The organism is Microcoleus sp. BR0-C5 (assembly GCF_036705045.1).
Lineage (GTDB): Bacteria > Cyanobacteriota > Cyanobacteriia > Cyanobacteriales > Microcoleaceae > Microcoleus.
The window spans coordinates 22431-29439 of sequence record NZ_JAUBTR010000081.1 but is presented as its reverse complement, the minus strand read 5'-3'; the positions used below and the strand labels follow the sequence as shown (position 1 = coordinate 29439).

General features: G+C 49.0%; 5 protein-coding genes. 3 read left to right on the top strand and 2 right to left on the bottom strand.

The window, feature by feature from the left end:
- Positions 1–1117: 1117 nt before the first annotated feature.
- A complete protein-coding gene (gene ebsA, locus QUB08_RS26985; protein WP_190737140.1) occupies positions 1118–1492 on the bottom strand; it encodes a type IV pilus biogenesis protein EbsA in 375 nt (124 codons plus the stop codon).
- A 246-nt stretch (positions 1493–1738) separates the two neighbouring features.
- Between ebsA and QUB08_RS26980 the strand changes: the two genes are divergently transcribed.
- The 3 genes from QUB08_RS26980 (at position 1739) to QUB08_RS26970 (ending at position 5811) form a co-directional block, all read left to right on the top strand.
- Entirely contained in the window at positions 1739–3256 is a 1518-nt protein-coding gene (locus tag QUB08_RS26980; protein WP_333228721.1) for a glycosyltransferase family 2 protein, read from the top strand.
- Between the two features lie 342 nt (positions 3257–3598).
- Entirely contained in the window at positions 3599–4828 is a 1230-nt protein-coding gene (locus QUB08_RS26975) for a succinate--CoA ligase subunit beta (protein WP_333228719.1), read from the top strand.
- Between the two features lie 86 nt (positions 4829–4914).
- Positions 4915–5811, top strand: a complete 897-nt coding sequence (locus QUB08_RS26970; protein WP_333228717.1) for a CoA-binding protein — start codon at positions 4915–4917, stop codon at positions 5809–5811.
- A gap of 142 nt (positions 5812–5953) precedes the next feature.
- Here the strand turns inward: QUB08_RS26970 and QUB08_RS26965 are convergent, their stop codons facing one another.
- The gene (locus QUB08_RS26965) at positions 5954–6658 is read right to left on the bottom strand and encodes an alpha/beta hydrolase (RefSeq protein WP_333228714.1); all 705 of its coding nucleotides are present in this window, start codon (positions 6656–6658) and stop codon (positions 5954–5956) included.
- Positions 6659–7009 lie beyond the last annotated feature (351 nt).

Genomic DNA, 7009 nt, shown 5'->3' with positions numbered 1-7009 from the left:
TTGAAATGTCAAGTACATTGATGTTCACTCATTTGTTTATTATATCTTGCTTAAGTTATTAAATTTTCATTCCTAAGCTCTAATTGAATATTTTTTTAATTGTCAATAATTCTGCTCCAATATACCATATTCTGTTAACATAAAATTTAGATGCGTTCGCCCTGGAATCAAGCCCGGTGCTTGCCAGATCATTCTTGTATATAATCGACAATCGATATAGCAATCATAAATCATTTATGTAAATTTGTAGGGGTAGTGCTAAGCACTACCCCCTATCTATCGGGGCAACCGGGCGTGGGATTGCCCCTACAATAATTACGCGAATGATTTAGGGTTGCTATATGTATTATTAGTTATTCATTATTAGTGCGATCGCCCGCGTTCAAACTGAGCGGTGGCACTGCAAGCAATAAGCTGCTGAGAATCGGGATTCTAGCTTCTCAACCCATAAATTATCTAACGGCGTGGACGGGCATTTCGGCAGCCTAAAGGCTGATTGCGATGCTAGCCCGATCGCAGTTCAAGGGCTGTAGATTGAGTTTTCTTGGGCGGATCAACAGCGCTTTCCTCTCAGCTACAGAGTCGCAAAATTTGAACGAAATCGGACGGCGCGATTCGCCTCACGGCGATAGCTTCGCTCGCGCGTACTCGCACAGCACCTATGTCCGAAATAGACTTTTGGACTTTTACCAGAACAAAGTACAGTAGTTTTCAATTGGATGAAATACAGGTAGCGAACTCTGTATCACGCTCAACTGAAAACTGCGGTAGATTTACTTTAGCAATGGGGATAAGTGCTGACCCCCAAAGGGATTATTGAGAACGATCCAACAACTCACTTACTATTTCCACTTCTCAAATAAAACAGGCGCACAAATCATGTAATGTTGCCGTCGTGGCTTTACACTATTGGTGCGTCAGTTATAGCGCCCGTCAATCGATTTTAGATTTTAGATTTTAGATTTTAGATTGAAGAAAGCAAGCCCACTGATAAATCCGGGGGCTGGCGATCGGGAGCGAGGAGCTTTTTTCTCGATCCACGAATTAATCCGGGGGCCCCGGATTAAATTGCTTGATTGTCAATTGCGGACTTTCGGGAGTGCGACTGCGGTGAAAGTTATTCATCCATTCGCATCAGCTTGCGGTAAAACGTTTTAGAAAAATCGACGGTACGAGTTCGCTGAAAAGTCAGGAGAACCTCAATTAAGCAACTAACAAACTCAGAGCTTTGCATAGTCACTTCGTAGCTGAGTTCAGCATTGCCGTCAAACAACACCCGACAGCGGGTTAAGTCGATCGGCAGCGACGAGATATTCCAACTAGCGACAAACGGCACGCTCTCCCCGCCGTCAATTTTTCTTGCTCCCTCCAAGGTTTTGAGCTTGTAGAGGCCAATAGCGTGCGGTAAAAACTTACGCCTGGGCTCTTGACAGAAAGGCGCGTAGACTTTTACTTCTTTATCATCGGCTGGCTTGAGTTGAGGAATAGACATATTTCCACCTTAGACAATTATTACTAACAGATAGTTTAGATCCCCTGAAAAAACTAGCAGATATTCCAGGTCGATCGCAAGCAAAAGTCAACCCAAATACTCTATGCAGTACCCGTTTACCAGGGCCGTACAAACACCTAACCCGCTGGTTGTCCTCCCGTCCGCTTTCGACAAAAGCCCAGAAACTGATACAGTAGATGCTTATATCTAAAATCAAAAACTATTGGTGGTTGAATCAAGTAACCTATGCAGGAGAGTTCTTGGCCAGAAAACGACGCTCGCAGCGAGCTTAACTTGGACATCTCTGATTTAGCTCAAGAAGAGCTCAAGAGTTTGACCTCGCACTCGAAGCTCAGCAAAGTATTTGCTATACCAGACATTGGCGACAGGGTGTTTGACGCGGAAACAAAAGCAGAGCTCCCGGTTGCGGTGTCTGTGCCGGGAACTCCCTCTTTTCCTCAAAATCTGTACCGGGGACGCCGCGGAAAAGCCGCAGCAGTGCTGACTGCGATTTGGGCCGGCACGATCGCCCTGCACTTGATTTCTTGGGGTGCGTGGCTAGTGTGGGGGTTGACGGGACTGCTGTGGATGCAAGCATTTCGAGTTTTGTTTGCTTCGCCCAAGCCCGCACTGCCACCTCTTGCCGATGAAAGTCGAGAGGATTGGCCTTACGTGTCGCTGCTAGTGGCAGCGAAAAATGAGGAAGCGGTGATTGCCCGATTCGTAGAATCAATCTGCAATGTAGATTATCCGATCGACCGCTACGAAGTTTGGGCGATCGACGATCACAGCAGCGACGCCACGCCGCTAGTATTGGAACAGCTAACCAAAAAGTACCCCCAGCTCAAAGTATTTCGCAGAGGAGCAAATGCCAGCGGCGGGAAGTCGGGAGCACTGAATCAAGTGTTACCGCTGACTCGCGGGGAATTTGTCGGAATATTTGACGCCGACGCGACGGTAACGCCAGACTTGCTGCGCCGGGTGCTGCCAGTGTTCGATGCAGAAAAGGTAGGGGCTGTGCAAGTCAGAAAAGCCATCGCCAATGCTTCGGTAAATTTTTGGACTCGTGGCCAAGAAGCAGAAATGGCTCTCGACAGTTTTTTCCAGCAGCAGCGGATTGCGATCGGCGGCATTGGAGAATTGCGCGGTAACGGCCAATTCATGCGCCGCACCGCCTTGGAAAGCTGCGGAGGCTGGAACGAGGAGACGATTACCGACGACCTGGATTTGACGGTGAGGCTGCACCTAGACCGATGGGACATTGAATTTCTCGCTTTCCCAGCCGTGTCAGAAGAAGGAGTCACTAACCCTCGCGCTCTGTGGCACCAGCGCAATCGCTGGGCAGAAGGTGGCTATCAGCGTTATCTTGACTACTGGCGGCTAATTTTGCGGAACCGCATGGGAACTGGGAAAACTTGGGATTTATTTGGATTTTGGGTATCTCAATATTTCTTACCCACAGTAGCGCTACCCGACTTTGTGATGTCAATTGCGCTGCGCCGGATGCCGATCGCCAGTCCCATAACTTTTATGACCCTTACATTGTCGGTCGTGGGAATGTTTGTCGGTTTGCGCCGCACTCGCAAAGAGACCAAATTTGACGTAAGGCGAGTTTTTGTCACCTGGCTGCAAACGCTGCGGGGTACTGTGTATATGTTCCACTGGCTGCTGGTAGGGACTGTAACGGCTCGGATTGCGGTACGGCCCAAGCGGCTCAAATGGGTCAAAACCGTCCATCAAGGCCCTGCTAATAGCATCAAGTAAACAATTCACTTCGCAGAAATATCTAGGCACAGTATCGCCGAACGTCCGAAGATTTTCTGAGACAAAAAAAACACCAACGCTCGCCAAATATCTTCCCGCCAGAGCCGACAGTAAAATTTGGCAATTCCGAGAAAAAAAACTTTGAAACAGCTTAGGTAATAGGTAATCGGCGAGCGGTAATAGCGAATAAGTAATCGGCAATACAAAAGTCTAAAATTAAAAGATAAAAGCGAGAGTTTTTAACTTTGGACTTGACAAAAAACCAATTACTATCTATTAATTATGAATTGCCAATTAGGACGAATTGCTTGTTGCCAACTACCCGTCACCCGTAATTGATAAATGGATTTGTTAGAGTACCAAGCTAAATCTTTATTTCGCCAGATGGCAATTCCGATTTTGCCGTCGCAGCGGATTGACAATCCCGCCGACCTCAAAGGACTGAAAATTCCTTACCCCGTTGTACTCAAATCGCAAGTGCGGGCTGGGGGACGGGGCAGGGCCGGCGGTATCAAGTTTGTGGAAAATACGATCGATGCAGTAGCAGCCGCTCAAACAATTTTTAATTTGCCGATCGAGGATGAATATCCCCAAGTCCTGCTGGCAGAAGCAAAGTACAACGCCGACCAAGAATTGTACTTAGCGGTACTCCTAGACCCTGTAGCGCGCCGCCCGGTGCTTCTGGGTTCGAGCCAAGGAGGTATGGATGTCGAAGGGTCGATCGAGCAAATGCAGCAAGTTGCCGTAGATCAAGAATTTTCCCCATTCTACGCGAGGCGTCTCGCGCTGAAAATGGGATTGCAGGGAGACTTGATTCAATCGGTGAGCACCATTGTCGAAAAAATGTATCGGCTGTTTGTCGAAAAAGATTTAGACCTAGTAGAAATCAATCCTCTCGGCATCAGTCCGACTGGAGAGGTAATGGCTTTAGACGGTAAAGTCACCGCCAACGACGATGCCTTGGGGCGACATCCAGATTTGGCCACACTCTCAGGGAAGAAGCAAAGCAGCGGGTTGGCACGGGAAAGAAGAAGTCCCCATGCCTCTGGCGATCGCTCCCATTCCCAGTCCAAGGTTCAGCAGTCGCCGGAGTTTGACCCCAAATCTAAATCTTCAATCTCGAATTCCGAATCCCTGCAATTAATCGAACTAGACGGGAATATCGCGATTTTGTGCAACGGAGTGGGCCTGACAATGGCAACTTTAGATGCTGTAACCCACCAAGGAGGAAAACCAGCTAATTTTGTGAATATTGGTTCCCTAGACCGCTACTATGCAGCAAATGCCCTGCGCGATCGCGCGGAGTTGGCTCTGGAGTTAGTCGCTCAGGATAAAAGCGTTAAGGTGATACTTGTAAATATTTTGGGCAGCGCCTCCAAGACCGAGGAAATAATCGCTGCAGTAGCCGGCTATTTGGAACGGAAAGCTCGCGCTAACCGCCACATCCAAGTTGTGCTGCGGCTGGTAGAGATCGATGCTGATGCTGTTAAAAAGCGTTTGGGACAGTTGCCGGTGCAGCTAGCTAGCACTTTGGATGAGGCCGCGGCCGCTTCTGTATCCTCCGCCAAGTAGCGGCAGTTGATCGGCAAAAAATTAGATTTCTTTACAACAGATGAAGGCCTTCTGCTTTTTACAGATCGAGTGTCAAGTGGGAAAAAATGAATTTAACTCCTGAAAGCAAAGTCCTAGTACAGGGCATTACAGAATCTCCCGCGTCCACCCGCGCCGCCCTGATGATGAAAGCATACGGCACGAATGTAGTCGCCGGTGTCAGTCCCGGTCGGGGGGGGCTGGAAGTGGAGGGAATTCCGATTTTTGATTTGGTAGAACAAGCAGTGGCTGCAGTGGGTCACGTTGACACTGCGGTAATTTTGGTAGACGCTTACTCGGTCCTGGATGCGGCTCTAGAAGCGATCGCCGGAGGAATTCGGCAAATCGCGATCGTTACTGGGGGAGTGCCACCTCTGGATATGGTGCACTTAGTCAGAAAAGCAGAGGCCACCGAAACTTTGGTAATCGGGCCCAACAGTCCGGGGATTATTGTGCCCGACAAACTGCTGCTGGGAACTCACCCCAAGGAATTTTACACTCCCGGCCCGGTGGGAGTGATCAGCCGCAGCAGCACTTTGACTTACGAAGTTGCCCTAGAACTGACGGAGGCTGGGTTGGGACAGTCGATGGCGGTTTGTATTGGCTGCGACGCGATTGTCGGTTCTTCTTTTATGCAGTGGCTGCAAATTTTGGACGAAGACGACAGTACGGAAGCGATAGTTTTGGTGGGGGAAGTTGGCGGGTGGAGTGAACAAGCTGCTGCTTCTTACATCGCCTCGGCGATCGACAAACCCGTGGTTGCTTATCTGGCCGGCCGCTACGCTCCCAAGGGGCCGTCTTTGGGCCACGCCGGCATCCTGATCAGTTCTCGGGCGGCTGCCCAGAAAGCCTTTGGAGTTTCGGCCCCAAACAAAATGGCTGCCTTTGAAGAGGCGGACATACCTGTGGCGGCTCGACCTTCAGAGATTCCTAAGTTGCTCAAAAAATTGCTCAAGAAAAATTGATTGCTTTGGGAGTTTTCACAAAAGTCCTAACCCTCTTGAGGGTTGGGATAAGGGTTAGGCAGGGGCGGGTTTGGTCTCAAAAGTGTCTGCAGAATGCCACAACAGCCGCTTCCACCCGCCTTTAGGACACATTTATGTTTTTTTACCAAAGCCCTCTGACTGGCGTCACAGGCTGCGGTGCGGGTGCTGGCAAGGGCGCGAGGCGGCGAGGCGCTGGAGGCGGGGTTGTTGGCTGCACGCTGCGGCGAGGTTCGATCGGACTTTCGGTGGGATTTGTTTCAGTTGTGCGAGTTGTCGATCGCGTCACATCTTGAAGCAGGCTTCGCAGAGTTCCGGCTATACTCTGAACTTTCCCAACAGCGGTGCGAAGGCTGGCAACATCTACGTAAACCTCGTTGAGAGGATACTTTTTCAGGATTTCTAGCAGTGATACCTTACCGTCATCCCCGGATGCCAGGATCACCGCTGCCCGCAAAGCTTTCCCGCTTTCTGTGCGGCGCTGAGTCCGAATTGCTTGACCGATGTCGTCAGTGATTTTTTCTCCTGGGGTGCTGTAAACTACCCTCGCCAGATTAGCAGGCTTTAAACCAATTTCTAAACCCATGAACCCCCGCAGCATTTGCGCGTCCATTTTGGAGAACCGGATAATTTGTTGGAGGGTTGGCGTCGTCGTGCCGTTTTTAGCAAATTCTTCTAAGTCGCTGACATTGATGGCTTGTCTGATCGGGCCAAATGTGAGGACTACTTTTTCTGCCCCTAATGCTCTACTGCTGCTAGATAATATGCTCCCGCTTGCTCCTAAAACTAGGGCAATGCCGATCGTCGATACAAATTTTGTTAATTTCATATTCACCGCTAGATTAAAATTATTTTTTCGAGATTTGTACATTTTTGTACATTATAGATGCAGCCGTTATATTCTACAAGGTCGCCAGTGTAATTTGTGCCCGCGTCACACCGACAATCTCGACCGAGACTTTTTCTCGATCTTGACTTTAAAAATAAGTTACCACATCTGCCAAAATCTGTTCGCTTCTATTCCTTCTGCCTTCTACCTTCTACATCTCCAGCCTTCTATATCAGAGTGTCTTCCGCCTTCTACATAAGTGCCTTAAAAAAATTATAGGAAGCGCCCTGACGGGGAGGACTTTCTTAATAGCACAAACATAAGGACTCGATTGCTTCTTCTTTCTCTCTT